Below are 16,605 nucleotides of genomic sequence, written 5' to 3'. Positions count from 1 at the left end.
CGCCAGGCAGGACGGATTGCGCCGGCATCGAGCGCCGGAGCCGCATGACAGCACAAACAAGGAACCACACATGACGCATGACGATCTCGCGAAACGCCTCGTAAATGCGCGCCGGCATCATCATCTGATCGACACCCTGGAGCCCGAGCGCGTGCCGCCGGACGCGGCTACGGCCTACGCGATCCAGCAGGCGGTGCTCGCCGGGCTCGAAACGACGACAGGCGGCTGGAAGGTGGGCGCGCGCGCGCCGGGCGGCCCCGCTTCCGGCGCGCCGATCCCGGCGCCGCTCGTGCACGCCTCGCCGGCGCGCTTCGAGCGTCGGCACTTCTTCCGCGTGCTCGTGGAGCTGGAGATCGCGTTTCGTTTTTCGGAACCGATCGTCCCGCGCGCCGAAGCCTATGCGCGTGACGAGGTGCTTGCACGCGTGGGCCAGATTCTCCCGGCCATCGAGATCGTCGATAGCCGTTTCGCGCAGTGGCCCAACGTTGCGCCGCTCGCCCAGCTCGCCGATGCGCAGAACAATGGCGCACTCGTGACCGGCCACGCGCTACCGTACTCCTCGCTTGCCCGCGTGCTCGATTTCGTCGCCCCCGAGCTCGAACTGACGTTCGACGGCGCGTCGCTCGTGCCGGAGGCGCCAGGAAACCCCGCTGGTGATCCGCGCGAACTGCTCGTCTGGTTTGTCAATCATTGCGCCGCAATGGGCATCACGATCGAGCCCGAATGGACCATTACGACCGGTACCTATGTTGGTGCGCACCGCATCGATACAGCGGGCCTCCTGCACGGCCACATCGACGGTTTAGGGGAGGTCGAAGTCGAGTTTGTCTAGGCCACGCAGATGCGCGCGATGTAACAATCGCACCTGTCACATTTACTCCAACGAACAGCCGCCGCGCGCATTGCGCAGCGGCTTTATTTTTTTGTGCGCATTGCGCGTCTCATGGGTGTAAACCTGGCAACCTGTCACGCGCGTCATATTCATCGCACGTGTGCGCGTCGTTCGATTGCAGCGGAAAGCCACTACTGACAACAGGGCCTGTCAACGCTGGCTCGCATACGCGCGAGAATGCGCGGCAGGTCACCGACGCTGGCGAAATCGACGCGTAAAACGGGAAAAAATCGCATTGACGCGTGCTCACAACAACTGCGTGGCAGTGCGCAATACGAGCGCGCCATGTGGGCGCGCGAACAAATCGTAACGAGTGGGTGTGCACCGGCGCTGCACTGGTGCGTTTGATGAAGAGGCGCTGCGTATGCCGCAGTGCCGGACAGGCCGGACGACAAGACGAAAACCGGTCGAAGATCAGGTAAATGAATTATTGCTGCGACTGCTCGGCCCGAGGGATTTGGGCAACATGCGGGCACAGCGTTTGAGAGGGAGCGTGACCCCGGTCTGAAATTTGCACCAGTGGGGAAGATCATTGTAAGTCGTTGTCTGGCGGCGTCCAAGCGCTCAAAAATGCTTAGCTTTGAAGGACACATCAGGCGCGATTTAACGGTGCGAAAAATTTCAAAAGGGTTTAGGATGAATTTGAGCGATGTCGTTTCCGAATAGCGCGCCGCGCACGACATCGGTCGCAGATCTCGGCGAGGAGGTAGCATGGATATCTACAGCAGCTTCGCGACCCGCTTCGAAAAAACGCGAGAGGAGGAGTTCTCGCTCGAGGAGTATCTCGCGCTCTGCAAGGAAGATCCCAATGCGTACGCCACGGCTGGCGAACGTATGCTGACGGCAATCGGCGAACCCGAACAGATCGACACCCGCAACGATCCGCGTCTGTCGCGCATCTTTGCGAACAAGGTCATCAAGGTGTATCCCGCATTCCGCGAGTTCTATGGCATGGAAGACGTGATCGAGCAGGTCGTCGCGTACTTCCGCCATGCGGCGCAAGGACTCGAAGAGAAGAAGCAGATTCTCTATCTGCTCGGTCCGGTGGGCGGCGGCAAGTCCTCCATCGCCGAGCGTCTGAAGCAGCTCATGGAGCGCGTGCCGTTCTACTCGATCAAGGGCTCGCCCGTGAACGAATCTCCGCTAGGGCTTTTCGACTACGACGAAGACGGTCCAATACTCGAAGAGCAATACGGCATACCTCGCCGTTACCTGAGGAGTATTTTGAGCCCATGGGCGGTGAAGCGCCTGCACGAATATAACGGTGACATCCGCAAGTTCCGCGTGGTGCGCCGCTTTCCCTCCATCCTGCGCCAGATCGGCATTGCGAAGACCGAGCCTGGTGACGAGAACAATCAGGACATCTCGTCGCTCGTCGGCAAGGTGGACATCCGCAAGCTCGAGCAATACGCACAGGACGATGCAGACGCGTACAGCTACTCCGGTGGCCTGTGTCTCGCGAATCAGGGCTTGCTCGAATTCGTCGAAATGTTCAAGGCGCCGATCAAGGTGCTGCACCCGCTGCTCACGGCCACACAGGAAGGCAACTTCAAGGGAACCGAAGGATTCGGCGCGATACCGTTCAACGGCATCATCCTCGCGCACTCGAACGAGTCGGAGTGGAAGGCATTCCGCAACAACCGCAACAACGAGGCGCTGCTCGATCGTATCTTCGTGGTGAAGGTGCCGTATTGCCTGCGCTACTCGGAAGAGATGAAGATCTACGAGAAGCTCCTGCGCAATTCGTCGCTGGCCGAGGCCGTGTGCGCGCCGGGCACGCTCAAGATGATGGCGCAAATGTCGGTGCTCACGCGCTTGCAGGAGCCGGAGAACTCCAGCCTCTTCTCGAAGATGCAGGTGTACGACGGCGAAAACCTCAAGGACACCGATCCAAAAGCAAAGTCGTACCAGGAGTACCGCGATTTCGCGGGCGTCGACGAAGGCATGAACGGGGTCTCCACGCGCTTCGCGTTCAAGATCCTCTCGCGCGTGTTCAACTTCGACTCGACCGAAGTGGCTGCGAATCCGGTGCACCTCATGTACGTGCTCGAACAGCAGATCGAGCGCGAGCAGTTCCCGCCGGAAACCGAGCAGAAGTACCTGTCGTTCGTGAAGGACGTGCTGGCCTCGCGTTACGCGGAGTTCATCGGCAAGGAGATTCAGACCGCTTACCTCGAGTCGTATTCTGAATACGGGCAGAACATCTTCGACCGCTATGTCACGTACGCCGACTTCTGGATTCAGGATCAGGAGTTCCGCGATCACGACACGGGAGAGAGCTTCGACCGCTCGGCATTGAACGCCGAGCTCGAGAAGATCGAGAAGCCCGCGGGTATCAGCAACCCGAAGGACTTCCGCAACGAGATCGTGAACTTCGTGCTGCGTGCGCGCGCAGCCAATGCCGGCAAGAACCCGGCGTGGATCAGCTACGAAAAGCTGCGCGTGGTGATCGAAAAGAAAATGTTTTCGAACACGGAAGAACTTTTGCCGGTCATCTCGTTCAATGCGAAAGGATCGGCGGAAGAGCAGCGCAAGCACGAGGACTTCGTCAACCGCATGGTGGCGAAGGGCTATACGCCGAAGCAGGTCCGGTTGCTCTGCGACTGGTATCTGCGGGTGCGCAAGTCGTCGTGAACGAGGAGGCTTTACCGTCCGAGCGCGTCGCCGCGGTTTTGCGGCGGCGCAAAAGGATCCCCGGCGGGGCGCAGGCGGCGTGGCCATGAGCGGGTGAACGCGGCACGCACGGTGGCAGACGCGGCAATGAACACTGCGCACCTCGCCCATTCGCAACTGGAGCGGGAGACTGGATGTGCTTCATCAAATCATCGACCGCAGGCTAGCCGGAAAGAACAAGAGCATTGCTAACCGCGAGCGCTTTTTGCGCCGCGTGAAGAACTATATTCGTCACGCCGTTTCGGAAGCGGTGCGTGACCGCAGCATCAAGGACATACAAAGTAACCAGAGCATCACCATTCCGCGCAAAGACATTGCGGAGCCGTCGTTCCGGCACGGCCCCGGCGGCAAGCGCGAAATGGTTCACCCTGGCAACGAGGACTACATTCGCGGCGACCGCATTCCACGGCCACAGGGCGGTGGGGGCGGTGGCGGCAGCCAGGCGAGCAACGAGGGCGAAGGTCAGGACGACTTCGTGTTCGAACTCTCGCGCGAAGAATTCATGCAGTACTTCTTCGACGACCTCGAACTGCCTCGCCTCGTCAAAACCCATCTCATGGCCGTGCCCACGTGGAAAAGCATCCGCGCAGGCTGGGCTGCCGAGGGCACGCCGAACAATATCGACGTCGTACGGTCGCTGCGCAGTGCGCTCGGCCGGCGCATCGCGCTCGGTGCGCCGCTCGTCAACGAACTGCACGAACTCGAAGAGCAACTCGAAGCGCTCAAGGCCGACCCGGCCGACCGGCGCGAAGAAATCGCCGTGCTCGAAGAGCAGATTCACCACCTGCGCGGGCGCATCTGGCGCATTCCGTTCATCGACCCGTTCGATCTGCGTTACGTGAATCGCGTGAAGCAGCCGCAACCGTCGAGCCAGGCCGTGATGTTCTGCCTCATGGACGTGTCGGGCTCGATGGACGAGCAGCGCAAGGACTTGTCCAAGCGCTTCTTCATCCTGCTGTACCTGTTCCTCAAGCGCAATTACGAAAAAATCGAGGTGGTCTTCATTCGCCACCACACGCGCGCCGAAGAAGTGGACGAGGACACCTTCTTTCATTCCACAGAAAGCGGCGGCACGGTTGTCTCGAGCGCGCTGGAGTTGATGAAAAAAGTGATCGAGGACCGTTATTCGCCAAGCGACTGGAACATCTATGGCGCGCAGGCTTCGGACGGCGACAATTGGACTGACGATTCACCCAAATGCCGCAAGATTCTTGCAGATGACATACTGACTCAGGTGCGCTATTTTGCGTATATTCAGGTGACGCCGGAGGAACAGAACCTCTGGCTTGAATACGCGCAGCTCGCCCTCACCGAACCGCATCTGGCGATGAAAAAAGTCGACACCGCGGCGGACATCTACCCGGTGTTCCGGGAGCTTTTCGAAAAGCAGGTGGAACACTCATGACGACACGCCACCTGCACAATGAGGCGCGCGGCTACCAGCCGGAGCGCCGGAAGACGAGCGGCCACGAAAAAGGGCATCATGGCGAACACGGTGACGAGCGCAAGCCCGGTCATCGCGAAGACGCCGAAGCGCCCGGACATGCCGCCGGGGCTGCTCGCCACAAGGAGCATGGGCTCGCCCAGCAAAGGGAAGTGCAAATGAACGTAGCCGACAAACGGCCGTTGCCGTGCCCCTCCGACTGGACCTTCGAACTCATCGAGGAGTACGACACACATATCTCGCATGTTGCAGAGCAATACGAACTGGACGTCTACCCAATCCAGCTCGAATTGATCAGCGCCGAGCAGATGATGGACGCCTATGCGTCCGTCGGGATGCCGGTGAACTATCGCCACTGGTCGTTCGGCAAGCATTTTCTCTCCACCGAAAAGAGCTATCGCCGCGGCCAGATGGGTCTCGCGTACGAGATCGTCATCAACTCCAATCCCTGCATTGCGTATCTCATGGAAGAGAACACCATGACGATGCAGGCGCTCGTGATCGCGCACGCCGCGTATGGGCACAACTCGTTCTTCAAGGGCAACTATCTGTTCCGGTTGTGGACGGATGCGCACGCCATCATCGACTACCTCGTCTACGCGAAGAATTACATCGCCGAATGCGAGGAGCGTTTTGGTCTGGACCGCGTGGAAGAGTTGCTCGACTCGTGCCACGCGCTCATGAATTACGGGGTGGATCGCTACAAACGGCCACAAAAGCTTTCTCTCGAACGCGAGGCTGCCCTGCGCCGGGAACGCGAAGCTTATCTGCAGTCCCAGGTCAATGAGCTGTGGCGCACGCTGCCCAAGCAGCAAATGCCCGTGGCCGAGGAAATCGACGAGCGCTTTCCGCCGGAGCCGCAGGAAAACCTGCTGTACTTCGCCGAAAAGAACTCGCCGCTGCTCGAACCGTGGGAGCGGGAAGTCATCCGCATCGTGCGCAAGATCGGGCAGTACTTCTACCCGCAGCGGCAAACCCAGGTCATGAACGAAGGCTGGGCCACGTTCTGGCATTACACGCTGCTCAACACGCTCTATACGCAGGGCAAGCTCGAAGACGGCTTCATGATGGAGTTCCTGCATTCGCATAGCAATGTGATCTATCAGCCGCCGGTGACGAAGCCGTATTACAGCGGCATCAATCCGTATGCGCTCGGGTTTTCGATGATGAGCGACATTCGCCGCATCTGCGAGAACCCCACGGAGGAGGACCGCAAGTGGTTCCCCGAACTGGCAGGCAGTCCATGGCTCAAGGCGCTGCACTATGCGATGCGCAACTTCAAGGACGAGAGTTTTATCGCGCAATATCTGTCGCCGCATCTGATCCGCGAAATGCGGCTCTTTTCCGTGCTCGACGACGACATGCGCGATGCGCTCGAAGTCTCGGCCATCCACGACGATAGCGGCTACCAGTACGTGCGCCAGGCGCTTTCGCGGCAGTACGACATGCATCACCGCGAGCCGAATATCCAGGTGTGGTCGGTCAACACGCGCGGCGATCGCAGCCTCACGCTGCGTCATTTCATGAGCGATAACCGTCATCTTTCGGGCGACACCGAAGAAGTGCTGCGCCACATGGCGCGCCTCTGGCAGTTCGACGTGTTCCTCGAAAGTGTGGACGAGAACGGCACGGTCCGAAAACGCCACGAATGCCGTTATATGCCGCCGCCGATTCGGGTATAGCCATCTCGCTGCGTCACGCGCTTGGGCGTATAAGTCATGAGGCCAGCCTGCGGGCTGGCCTCTTTCATTGATGTGCGTGCAACGACGTTGCAATCGAACACGTACTGGAACGCCCACGCGCGCTAACATACTGCGCCAGTGAACCCGCAGCAAAAAAACACCGCACGTAGAGGCGGATTTCGAAAGGAAGGCGTAATGGCGTTTGAACTGTTTCGCGGCGTGCGGCCGCTCTCTCGCGCGTCTGCATTGCGCGACGCGCTCGCCGGTGTGCAACTTGCCTCGATGAACGTGCCGCAACTGCTTGGCTACGCGCGCATCGCGGGCATGCCTGCCGTAACCGGTTTGTACACGGGCTTTCTGCCGCTCGTTGCGTTCGCGCTCTTTGGCGCGTCGCGTCACCTCGTGGTCGCCGCCGATTCCGCCACGGCCACCATTTTCGCGAGCCGCCTCACGACCATGGCTGCGCCCGCGAGCGCCGAATATGTCGCGCTCGCGGGCATGACCGCCTTGCTCACGGCCGTGATGTTGTTGATCGCACGCGTGTTTCGTCTCGGCTTTCTAGCGGACTTTTTGTCTCGCACCGTGCTCGCAGGTTTTCTCACGGGCGTGGGCGTGCAAGTGGGTGTGGCGATGCTCGGCGACATGCTGGGCATCACCGTGAATTCGCGCCGCACGGTCCTGCAGATCAAGCAGATCGCCACGCATTTGTCCGCTATCCACTGGCCGACGCTCGCCATCGCAGTGGCCGTCGTGGCCGCCATTCTGATCTTCAAGAAGGTGCGGCCGCGCTGGCCCGTACCGCTCGTCGCCGTGGCGGGGAGCATCGCCGCGAGCGCCGCGTTGAACTTCGCAGGCCATGGGATTTCGGTGATCGGCCCGGTGGAAGGCGGATTGCCGCGCGTGAGCTTCCCTGCGGTGGACTGGTTCCAGATGATCGACCTGCTGCAGGTGGCGGCTTCGTGCTTCGTCATCATCGTCGCGCAAAGCGCCGCCACGAGCCGCGCGTTTGCCGAGCGCTACGCAGAGCGCACCGACGAGGACGCCAATCTCCTCGGTCTCGCGGCGGCCAATGCGGCGGCTTCACTGAGCGGCGCTTTCGTCGTGAACGGCAGCCTCACGCAGACAGCGATGGCCGATCAGGCCGGCGCGCGCAGCCAGTTCGCGCAACTCGTGTTCGCAGGCGTCGTGCTCGTCGTGTTGCTGTTCTTCAGCCGCCTGCTGCAGTACCTGCCGCACTGCGTGCTGGCCGCGATCGTCTTCACGATTGCCGTGGGGCTCGTGAACATTCGCCAACTGATCGATATTCGCCGCGAAAGTCCGGGCGAATTCCGGCTTGCAGTGATCACGGCGCTCGCCGTTGTCGTGATCGGCGTGGAAAACGGCATCCTCCTCGCGATCGGCCTGTCATTGCTGCGCCACGTGCGCCATAGCTACCGGCCGCACACCATGGTGCTCGTGCCGAACGAGGAGGGGCACTGGCTGCCCGAGCCCGCGCAAGCCGGCCAGCTTACGGCGCCTGGGTTGATCGTCTATCGCTTCGGTGCGGACCTGTTCTATGCGAACGACCACCTGTTCGTCGACGAACTGCGCGCGCTGATCGATCGGGCGCCGGCGCCGGTAGATTGCGTGGTCGTGGATGCGGGTGCAATCACCGATCTCGATTATTCCGCGGGCCGCGCCGTGATCGATCTTTGCTCGGCGCTCGCGGAGCGCGGCGTGAAGGTCATGTTCGGGCGTGTGAACCGCTACTTGCTTTCGGACATGGATCGGCACGGCATCACCCCTGTGCTGGGACGTGCGAACATTTTCCCGACGCTGCACGAGGCACTCGCGGCGGTGCGTCCCGATCTGGAGTCGCGCTCGAATGTATGACGCCAGTGTAGCCATGCTACAAGCCAAAAAGCCCTGTAGTGCGGAAAACATGTGAAACAACTACATACAAACGTCCAGAGAAACCCCGATTGCCCGTTGGAATTGGCCGCTGCTATTGTGCGCTTCAAGCGCTGTGGAAGCGCTTCCACTCCAACCCGATCCGGCTGCCCAGAACGCATACGCCGGTGATTCCCGCGCAGGAGATTTCGTGAATCAGGACACCGCATTGCCGCATTCCGCCGCCGCAGTTGCCGACGATCCGTTCACTCCGCCCGCCAGCTCCGCACTGTGGCGCAGCGACTTCCTTCTTGGCGCGGCCACGGCTTCGTATCAGATCGAAGGCGCGATCCACGAAGACGGCCGCTTGCCGTCGATCTGGGACACCTTCAGCGCCACGCCGGGCAAGGTGCTCGCGGGCGACACGGGTGCCGTGGCCTGCGATCACTATCACCGCTGGGAGGCCGATCTCGACCTGCTCGAAAGTCTCAACTTCGAGGCGTATCGCTTTTCGATTGCATGGCCGCGCGTGATGGACGAGGCGGGGCGCCCCAATGCCAAGGGCATCGCGTTCTACAAGCGTTTGCTGGAGCGCCTGAAGCAGAAGGGCGTGCGCACGTTCGCCACGCTCTACCACTGGGACCTGCCGCAGCATCTGGAGGATCGCGGCGGCTGGCTCAACCGCGACACCGCTTACCGTTTCGCTGATTACGCGGATCTCATGAGCCGCGAACTATCCGGCCTCGTCGACGCATGGATGACGCTCAACGAGCCCTGGTGCTCGGCGTACCTCGGCTACGGCAACGGCCATCACGCGCCGGGCCTCGCGAACGGCCGCTACGCCACGCAGGCCATGCATCATCTGCTGCTCGGCCATGGCCTCGCCACTAACGTGCTGCGCGCGAACGATCCGGCCTCGACCAAGGGGATCGTCGCGAACGTGGGGCGCGGCACGGCCGATTCCTCGTCGCCGGAAGATGTGCGCGCCGCGCGCCGCTTCGAAGTGCAGCACAACGCGTGGATTCTCGATCCGCTGCTCAAGGGCGCGTATCCAGAGGAGCTGTTCGAGTTGTGGCCGGGCACCGAGCCGCTCGTGCTGGAAGGCGACATGAAGACCATCTCGGCGCCGCTCGATTTCCTCGGCATCAACTACTACTTCCGCACCAACGTGAAGAGCGATGGCGCGCACGGCTTCGTCGAAGTGCCGCTGAAGGACGTCGAGCGCACGCAGATGGGGTGGGAGGTTCACCCCGACGGTCTGCGCGACCTGCTGATTGGTTTCGGGCGCAACTATGAGAACCTGCCGCCCATCTATATCACCGAGAACGGCATGGCCTCGGACGACCGCGTGAGCGACGGCGAGGTGAACGACACGCAGCGTATCTCGTTCCTCAAGCGCCACCTGGCCGCCGTGGACGCCGCGATCAAGGCCGGCGTGGACGTGCGCGGCTATTTCGTGTGGTCGCTGCTCGACAACTTCGAATGGGCGTTCGGCTATGAGCGGCGCTTTGGCGTCGTGCATGTCGATTACGACACGCAGGTTCGCACGCCCAAGCGCAGTGCGGAACTCATCGCGCATTTCATCGCGCAGCGGCGCGCGCTCGATGGTGCTTGAGGGCGTTTCAGGACGCATCACAGGGTTCCCGGGCAAGGGCAACAACTAGCGTGACAACCACGGCATGGCATGCGACGCTCGGGCATGCCGCAAGACGCGCCGTGGCCGCGAAACTTCCAACCATAAGCTTTTGCAGACCAACCCGGAGCGACCGGAGCCCCGCGCGGGACGACCGGTTTAAGCGCGGCGCGCCGACTCCGGCTCGACAGGAGACGCAATGAAGCATAACGCACCCGTTCTGCGCGGCATCGTGGCCGCTCTCGCGCTGGCCGGCGCACTCGCGGCCAACGCCGCGGAGCCGCTGAAGGCCAACGTGATTCACTGGTGGACGTCGGGCGGCGAGTCGGCCGCGATCAAGCAGTTCGCGCTCGCCTACGATCAGGCGGGTGGCAAGTGGATAGACAATGCGATCGCCGGCGCGGACCAGGCGCGCGCAACGGCAATCAACCGCATCGTGGGCGGCGATCCGCCCACCGCCGCGCAGTTCAACACGTCCAAGCAGTTTCACGACCTCATCGACCAGGGACTCCTGAACAATGTCGATGCGGTCGCGACGAAGGAGAACTGGGGCGCCATTTTCCCCGAGTCGATCGTCAACGCGATCCGGATCAACGGGCATTACTACGCGACGCCCGTGAACATCCATATGCAGGACTGGTTCTTCTATTCGAAGCCCGCTTTTGCGAAGGCCGGCATCAAGGGTGAACCGCAGAATTTCGACGAACTTTTCGGCGATCTGGACAAGCTCAAGGCGGCTGGCGTGATTCCGCTCGCGTTGGGCGGCCAGGCGTGGCAGGAGAAGATCACCTTCGACGCCATTTTCGCCGACATGGACCGCGATCTTTACATGAAGGTTTACCGCGACCGCGACGCGAACGCCGTGAATTCGCCCGCGTTCCGCAATGTGCTCACGACCTTCAAGCGGTTGCATAATTACGTCGATCCGGGCTCGCCCGGCCGCAACTGGAACGACGCCACGGCGCTCGTGATTTCCGGCAAGGCGGGCATGCAGATCATGGGCGACTGGGCCAAGGGCGAGTTCTCGGCGGCGAATCAGGTGGCGGGCAAGGACTTTGGATGCTTCCCCGGTTTCAAGAATTCGCCGTACATGATCGCGGGTGACGTGTTCGTGTTCCCGAAGACCGACAACCCCGAGCAGGTCAAGGCACAGCAACTGCTGGCGACGGTGATGACATCGCCGGGCCCGCAGGCCGCGTTCAACCAGCGCAAGGGCTCGATCCCGATTCGCCCGGACGTGGACACCTCGGGCTTCGACATCTGCGCGAAGGAGGGCATGGCGATCATGAAGGACAAGTCGCGGCAACTGCCGAATCCGGAAATGCTGATTCCGCCTGATGTCCAGGGCGCGCTCCAGGATGTCATCACGAACTTCTGGAACAAGAACCAGTCGGCCGAAGACGCGCAGAAGGCCTTCGCCACGGCAATCAAGAGCTGAGCGCAACCATGTACGCCGCCAAGCTGCACCCTGCCAAACGTCAAGCGGGGCAAACGCGTAGCGTTCGCCCCGTGCGGCGGCGAATCTCGCTCGCCGCCTGGATCGCGCTCGCGCCCATGGCGGCGACGGTCCTGTTCGCGTATCTGGGCACGATGTTGTTTACAGCGCGCGTCTCGCTCAGCTTCTCGCGCTCGCTGCCCACCAACACCTTCGCGGGCGTGACGCAGTACGTGCGGCTCTTCCAGAATGACCGCTGGATCCTGTCGCTGCAGAATCTCGTGATCTACGGCGCGTGCTTCATCGCGGCGTGCCTCGTGATCGGGCTTCTGCTCGCGATCTTCATCGACCAGCGCGTCGTGGCGGAAGGCGCGCTACGCACGGTGTTTCTCTATCCCTATGCGATGTCGTTCGTCGCAACGGGTCTTGTGTGGCAGTGGATCCTCAATCCTGAACTCGGCGTGCAGGCCGTATTGCAGCAAATGGGCTTCGAGCATGCGCGCTTCGACTGGATCGTCACGCAGCGCTTTGCGATCTACACGCTCGTGATCGCCACGGTGTGGCAGGCCTCGGGCCTCGTGATGGCGCTCCTGCTCGCGGGGCTGCGCGGCATCGACGACGAGATCTGGAAGGCCGCGCGCCTCGACGGCATTCCGCGCTGGCGCGTGTATGCGAGCATCGTCGTGCCGATGCTTAAAACCTCGCTCTCCACCGCGTTCGTGCTGCTCTTCGTGATGGTCGTGAAGCTCTACGACGCCGTGGTCGCGATGACCCAGGGCGGCCCCGGCACCGCGAGCGAGGTGCCCGCGAAATTCATCATGGATTACCTGTTCAATCGCGCGAACATCGGCCTCGCTTCGGCCGCGTCGATCGTGCTGCTCGCCACCGTGCTCGCGATTCTTGCGCCGTTCTTCTACGCGCGCAGCCGCGCAGCGCTCAAAGGAGACCGCGCATGAGCACGCCTGTGGCCGATTCGCTGCGTCCCGCACCGGCTCAACCGCGTGCGGCGCAAAAGCGGCGCAAGCCGCGCAGCCGCTTCACGCCCGCGCGCCTCGGCGTGTATGCGTTTCTGTTCACCGCGGCGCTGTTCTTCCTGCTGCCGCTCTATGTGATGCTCGTGACCTCGGTGAAGCCGATGGTCGAGATCCGCCTCGGTCATCTGCTGGCACTGCCGGTGCATTTCACACTCGCGCCGTGGCGCGATGCGTGGTCCTCGGCATGCACGGGCCTCGACTGCGACGGCATTCGCGTGGGCTTCTGGAATTCGGTGCGTATCGTCGTGCCGAGCACGGTGTTCTCGATCGCCGTGGGAGCGGTGAACGGCTACGCACTGTCGTTCTGGCGGCCGCGCGGCGCGGGCGTGCTGTTCGGCATCCTGCTCGCGGGCGCCTTCATTCCCGTGCAGGTGATGGTGTACCCGCTCGTGCGTGTGCTGGCCTTCATGCATCTCTTCAGCTCACTGCCGGGCATCGTGGTGATTCACACGATCTTCGGCATGCCGGTCATGACGCTCTTGTTCCGCAACTACTATGCGTCTTTGCCGCAGGAGCTGTTCAAGGCCGCGCGCATCGACGGCGGCGGGTTCTGGCGCATTTTCTTGCAGCTCATGCTGCCCATGTCGGTGCCCATCATCGTCGTGGCGATCATCATGCAGGTCACCGGTATCTGGAACGACTACATTCTCGGCCTCGTGTTCGCGGGCACGAAGAATCTGCCGATGACGGTTCAACTGAACAACATCATCAACACGACGACCGGCGAGCGTGTCTACAACGTCAACATGGCCGCGACGATTCTCACGTCGGCCGTGCCGCTCGCGATCTATTTCATTTCCGGGCGCTGGTTCGTGCGCGGCATCGCCTCAGGCGCGGTGAAAGGCTAGGAGCAGGGCATGGGCAATCTCACGAATGTTTCCGTACGCAATCTGCGCATCGACCTCGGGGCGAACACGGTGATCGACGAACTCGATCTCGACGTGCGCGCAGGCGAGTTCGTCGTGCTGCTCGGGCCGTCGGGCTGCGGCAAGTCCACCTTGCTGCACAGCATCGCGGGCCTCGTCGATGTGACCGACGGCAGCATCGAAATCGGCGGCGAGGACATGACATGGGCCGACCCGAAGGATCGGGGCGTGGCGCTCGTGTTCCAGTCATACGCGCTCTATCCGACCATGAACGTGGAGCGCAATCTCTCGTTCGCACTCCGTATCAACGGCACGCCGAAGGCGGAGATCGAGCGCCGCGTGAAGCGCGCCGCCGACATGCTGCAACTCGGGCCGCTGCTTGCGCGCAAACCCGCGCAGCTCTCGGGCGGCCAGCGCCAGCGCGTGGCGATCGGGCGCGCGCTCGTGCGCGAGGCAGACGTGTTCCTGTTCGACGAGCCGCTCTCGAATCTCGACGCCAAGTTGCGCACCGAGTTGCGCCGCGAGCTGAAGCAGTTGCACCAGCACCTCGGCGCGACGATGATCTACGTGACGCATGACCAGGTCGAGGCGATGACGCTCGCCACGCGCATGGCGGTGATGAAGGGCGGGGCGATCCAGCAGTTCGGCACGCCGGCCGAAGTCTACGCGCGCCCCGAGAACCTGTTCGTGGCGACCTTTCTCGGCGCGCCCCCGATGAACCTGCTGCATGGCAGGCTCGAAGCCGACGAAGGCCGGCTGCGCTTTCGCGGGCCGGCCCTCGACGTGGATGTTTCGGCTTACCCGTTCAAGGGCACGCCCGATCCAACGCGCGCGTGCGTGCTCGGCGTGCGCCCGGAGGACGTGCGCGCGGCCGGTGCCGTGCGCCCGCACGATGTCGCGTGGGAAGGGCGCTTGACGCTCGTGGAGCCCATGGGCAATCATCGTGTACTGTGGATCGAGCATCAGGGGGGGCAGATCGCGTCGATCGATCAGGACAAGACGCCGCTCGCAAGCGGGGCGGCGGTACCGTTCTCCATCGACGGTGCGCATGTTTCGCTGTTTGACGAAGAAACCGGCGCGCGGATTTGATGGACGTAACTAGCAAAGAGAGAGAGACCAGGAACGTGGCGACCCTGAAAGACGTGGCGGCGCTGGCTGGCGTGGGCCTTTCAACGGCTTCGCGGGCGATATCGGGCAACGGTCCGGTGTCGGCGGAGGCGGCCGCGCGCGTGCAGGCCGCGATCGAGCAGCTCAATTTCCGGCCTTCGTCCATCGGCCGGGCAATGGCCACGAAGTCGCTCGGCATCATCGGCATTTTCGTCCCAACGTTTTTCGGCTCGTACTACGGAACCATCCTCAAGGAAACGGACACGCAGTTGCGCGCCGTGCGGCGCCACGTGGTGGTGGCCACGGGTTGCGGCGAGGCGTCGCCACGCGAGCAGGCCATCGAGGCCGTGCGCTTCCTGATAGGGCGAGACTGCGACGGCGTGGTGGTCATCAGCCACGATCTGTACGACGACGACCTGCAGATGTTGCACGCCATGCACCCGCGCATGGCCTTCCTGAACCGCGCATTCGATCAGTTGCCCGAAGCATCGTTCTGCGCCGATCACTTTCACGGTGGTGAGATGGCTGCCCGCACGCTCATCGAACACGGCCATCGCGAGCTTGCGGTAATCGGCGGCCCGTCCACGTCGTCGGACAATGCGGCGCGTTTGCATGGCTTTTTCGCGGAGCTGGCGCGCCACGGCATCGAGCGCAGGACCGTGCCGCATATCGTGTCGGACTTCTCGCCCGAAGGTGGCTACGTGGCGGTCGGCACGCTCCTCGAGCGCAAACATCGCTTCACCGGGCTCTTCTGCGCGAACGACACGATGGCCATGAGCGCGCTCGCGCGCCTGCAGCAGGCCGGGTTGCGCGTGCCCCACGACGTCTCCGTGATCGGTTACGACGACGATTATTCAGCGGCCTACATGGCGCCGGCGCTGACCTCGGTGCACATTCCCACCGCCGAGCTCACGCGTAACGCGGTGCGCTGGCTCATCAACCAGTGCTACGGCACGCAGTGGCCGATCGAGCGCACCTTCCCGGTAAGCGTGACGTTGCGCGATTCGGTGGCGCAGGCGAAGTAACGCCCGCGCGCGGAACGACGAGCGGTGAGGGCGAGGGTAGGGAGCCGCTCCGGGGCGGCGCCAAGTCGCGTAAAATCGAACGCATTCCCCATCCCCACCTTTTCCATTCATGCCCGCGCAAGACCCGGCTGGTACGGTCAAGAAAGAAGAAGGCGTCGCCGTCATCGACCGCGCGTGTGCCATCCTGTTCGCGTTTCGACCCGGAGATAGCGCGCTCACGCTCGCCGAACTCGCGGCGCGCACAGGCCTTTATAAAAGTACGCTGCTGCGGCTAGCCGGCGCGCTGATTCAGCATCGCCTGCTGCTGCGCCTCGACGACGGACGCTATCAGCTCGGCCCTGCCACGTTCGCGCTGGGCGCGCTCTATCAGCGCGGCCTCAACATGGGCGACATTCTGTTGCCGCTCATGCGTGAGCTGGCCGCCGCGAGTGGGGAGAGCGTTTCGTTCTACGTGCGCGATAACGCCGTGCGCGTGTGCCTGCATCGTGTCGACTCACACCATGTGGTACGCCACCACGTGCGCGAGGGCGACGTATTGCCGCTCGAAAGCGGCTCGGGCGGCCGCGCATTGCTCGCGTTCAGCGGCGAGCCGGGCGAGCCGTTCGAGAGCATTCGGCACGACTTCTACTGCATATCGATTGGTGAACGCGACCGCGAGACCGCGGGCGTTTCCATGCCTGTGTTCGGCGTTCACGACGCGTTGCGTGGCGTGCTCACGCTCGCCGGACCGAGTTCGCGCATCGATGGGGCGTTCGTCGAGCGCCACCTCGATGCACTGTTCGATTGCGCGGTACGCGCGACCGACGCGCTCGGCGGCGACTCGCGCGCGCTGCGCGCCGCCCAACGCGTGCACGCTGCGCGCGCACGCGAGGACGCCTGAGTCAACGCCCAGCTAGTGGGAGCACTGCGGGCGTAACCGCCGTTTTCAAGCTACAAGCGGTCTCT

12 protein-coding genes are annotated in these 16,605 nt (G+C 62.7%); all 12 read left to right on the top strand.

The window, feature by feature from the left end:
* Positions 1-70 precede the first annotated feature (70 nt).
* The 12 genes from JMY28_RS16840 (at position 71) to JMY28_RS16785 (ending at position 16,540) form a co-directional block, all read left to right on the top strand.
* The gene (locus JMY28_RS16840) at positions 71-832 is read left to right on the top strand and encodes a 2-keto-4-pentenoate hydratase (RefSeq protein WP_201697066.1); all 762 of its coding nucleotides are present in this window, start codon (positions 71-73) and stop codon (positions 830-832) included.
* Positions 833-1,603: 771 nt separating this feature from the next.
* Positions 1,604-3,526, top strand: a complete 1,923-nt coding sequence (locus JMY28_RS16835; RefSeq protein WP_201697065.1) for a PrkA family serine protein kinase — start codon at positions 1,604-1,606, stop codon at positions 3,524-3,526.
* 175 nt (positions 3,527-3,701) lie between these two features.
* The gene (locus tag JMY28_RS16830; protein ID WP_201697064.1) at positions 3,702-4,970 is read left to right on the top strand and encodes a YeaH/YhbH family protein; all 1,269 of its coding nucleotides are present in this window, start codon (positions 3,702-3,704) and stop codon (positions 4,968-4,970) included.
* Complete coding sequence (locus JMY28_RS16825; protein ID WP_201697063.1) at positions 4,967-6,691, top strand: SpoVR family protein; 1,725 nt, start codon at positions 4,967-4,969, stop codon at positions 6,689-6,691. Before JMY28_RS16830 ends, JMY28_RS16825 begins: the two co-directional genes overlap by 4 nt.
* A gap of 195 nt (positions 6,692-6,886) precedes the next feature.
* Complete coding sequence (locus tag JMY28_RS16820; protein WP_201697062.1) at positions 6,887-8,563, top strand: SulP family inorganic anion transporter; 1,677 nt, start codon at positions 6,887-6,889, stop codon at positions 8,561-8,563.
* Positions 8,564-8,771: 208 nt separating this feature from the next.
* On the top strand, positions 8,772-10,175 hold the full coding sequence (locus JMY28_RS16815; protein ID WP_201697061.1) for a GH1 family beta-glucosidase: 1,404 nt from the start codon (positions 8,772-8,774) through the stop codon (positions 10,173-10,175).
* 217 nt (positions 10,176-10,392) lie between these two features.
* Positions 10,393-11,631 carry an ABC transporter substrate-binding protein gene (locus tag JMY28_RS16810; RefSeq protein WP_201697060.1) on the top strand — a complete coding sequence of 413 codons (1,239 nt, stop codon included), beginning with the start codon at positions 10,393-10,395 and terminating at the stop codon, positions 11,629-11,631.
* 8 nt (positions 11,632-11,639) lie between these two features.
* Entirely contained in the window at positions 11,640-12,584 is a 945-nt protein-coding gene (locus JMY28_RS16805; RefSeq protein ID WP_201697059.1) for a carbohydrate ABC transporter permease, read from the top strand.
* Positions 12,581-13,510, top strand: a complete 930-nt coding sequence (locus JMY28_RS16800; protein ID WP_201697058.1) for a carbohydrate ABC transporter permease — start codon at positions 12,581-12,583, stop codon at positions 13,508-13,510. Before JMY28_RS16805 ends, JMY28_RS16800 begins: the two co-directional genes overlap by 4 nt.
* Before the next feature lie 9 nt (positions 13,511-13,519).
* Positions 13,520-14,617, top strand: coding sequence for an ABC transporter ATP-binding protein (locus tag JMY28_RS16795; RefSeq protein ID WP_201697057.1), 1,098 nt, complete (start codon positions 13,520-13,522; stop codon positions 14,615-14,617).
* 35 nt (positions 14,618-14,652) lie between these two features.
* Positions 14,653-15,660 (top strand): LacI family DNA-binding transcriptional regulator, encoded by a 1,008-nt coding sequence (locus JMY28_RS16790; protein WP_201697056.1) that lies wholly within the window; start codon positions 14,653-14,655, stop codon positions 15,658-15,660.
* Between the two features lie 109 nt (positions 15,661-15,769).
* Positions 15,770-16,540 carry an IclR family transcriptional regulator gene (locus JMY28_RS16785; protein WP_201697055.1) on the top strand — a complete coding sequence of 257 codons (771 nt, stop codon included), beginning with the start codon at positions 15,770-15,772 and terminating at the stop codon, positions 16,538-16,540.
* The last annotated feature ends 65 nt before the right edge of the window (positions 16,541-16,605 follow it).

The organism is Paraburkholderia hiiakae (assembly GCF_904848665.1).
GTDB lineage: Bacteria > Pseudomonadota > Gammaproteobacteria > Burkholderiales > Burkholderiaceae > Paraburkholderia > Paraburkholderia hiiakae.
This window is presented reverse-complemented; position numbering and strand designations above follow the sequence as displayed.